We start from the raw sequence: 1,766 nt of genomic DNA, 5'->3' as shown, positions 1-1,766 counted from the left end.
GGGGGAGAGAAGCTATGGGGCGGCGGCGAGGGTTGTGGCACCATCGTTGCTGTGAACTCAACGAATGGAGCGCCCCGATGCACCAGAATGATCTGAGCAAGTCCCTCGTCGCCTTCGATCAGGATAGCACGCTGGTCGCGGTCGTTGAACTGAGCGCCAGGAGCTGGCTGGTGGCCGGGCTGGTTCCCGGGCTTGGCCGCGAGCCGCTGAAGAAGCAGGGTGCCGATCCTGTGGCGCTGCTGAGGCTGCTGTGTCGCTGGCGCGACGAGGCGGTGAAGGCCGGCAAGACGATCGCGCGCATTGCGGTGGCGTTCGAGGCTGGCCGCGACGGCTTCTGGCTGGCTCGGCTGCTGTTGGCGCAAGGGATCGAGACCCATGTGATCCACGCGGCCAGCATCCCGGTGTCGCGCGAGCACCGGCGGGCGAAGTCGGACCGGCTGGACACGCAGTTGCTGATGCGTGCGTTTGTGGCTGGCTGCGCGGCGAGGCCAGGCACTGCGGCATGGTGGCGATCCCGACGATCGAGGAGGAGGACGCGCGGCGCGCCAATCGCGAGCACGAGACGCTGGTTGGCGAGCGCACCAGCCTTGTCAGCCGGATGCAGGCGACGCTGGCGCGCTTTGGCGTCCGCGGCTTCAATGTGAAGCTGAAGAAGGCGGCGGAGCGGCTGGAACAGCTGCGTGGCGCCGAAGGGGTGCCGCTGCCACCCAACACGCTGGCCGAACTGCGCCGCGACATGGCGCGGCTGCGGCTGATCCGGGCGCAGCTCGAGGAGATCGAGAAGACGCGCCTGGAGCGCCTGGCGCGGGCGCCGCGGGAAGGCAGCCATCCCATGGTGCTGATGCTGGCCAGGGTGATGGGCATCGGCATCGAAACGGCCGACATGCTGGTGCATGAGATCCTGTCGCGCAATCTGCGCGACCGCCGCGCGGTGGCCCGTTATGCCGGGCTGACCGGGGCGCCGGACGAGAGCGGCTCCAAACGGCGCGAGAAAGGGCTGGCGCGGGCCGGCAATGCGCGGGTCAGGCGCGGCATGATCCAGCTCGCCTGGCGCTGGCTGATGTTCCAGAAGGGCAGCGCCCTGGCGCAGTGGTTCGCGCAGCGCACCGCCGGGCTCCAGCGCAACCTGCGCAAGACCATGATCGTGGCCCTGGCGCGCAAGCTGCTGATCGCGCTGTGGCGCTATATGAGCGCCGGCGAGGTGCCGGCTGGCGCCATCCTGCGCCCGGCGGCATGAACGATCGAAACGAAACCGGCTAAAGGAGCCCACGCCACAACAGGTCCGGCATCCATCCGCCCGCGGCGGAGCAATGCCAGGACGATCCGAGGCGGCGGTGACCCGCAAGCCACCTATGGCATGATATCCCATGCGCGCGGGAGAGAATGGGAACCGCCTCCGAGGAGCCTTGCCGCCGATGCGCATGACTGCATCATGGGTTCGGATCGCCGCGATCCGCCGAATACAAGGTTGTGGGCGCGCTGGCGCCACGCCAGGCAGGTTCCCCCTCAGGTCGCCCTTGCGCCGCCAGCCGCCGGCCGGCCTGACCGAAACCAGCCGATGCTGCAATTGCGAGGCTGTCATGACGCCCCTGACCGGTAACGATAGCGCCGGGCTCGACCCTGTCCAGGACGCGTGCCCGCGCCGGCTCCGCCGGTGCCGCAAGCGGCATCCTGGACAGGCTCTGCGCGCGACGCTCCCTCCAAAAGCAGGTCGGGACGGAGGGATGGCCGCCAAACCGTCGAACAAAGGGATGGCCGCCTTGAAA

The 1,766-nt window shown here is 68.9% G+C and carries 1 pseudogene; it reads left to right on the top strand.

Going from position 1 to position 1,766, the window contains the following annotated elements:
• Positions 1 to 77: 77 nt before the first annotated feature.
• Positions 78 to 1,237 (top strand): annotated as a pseudogene (locus tag AC0L3N_RS33805) (IS110 family RNA-guided transposase).
• The last annotated feature ends 529 nt before the right edge of the window (positions 1,238 to 1,766 follow it).

Source organism: Mesorhizobium sp. WSM4807, from assembly GCF_055811615.1.
Note: the sequence above shows the minus strand (reverse complement) of the source record. Positions and strands in the feature narration are given on the sequence as shown.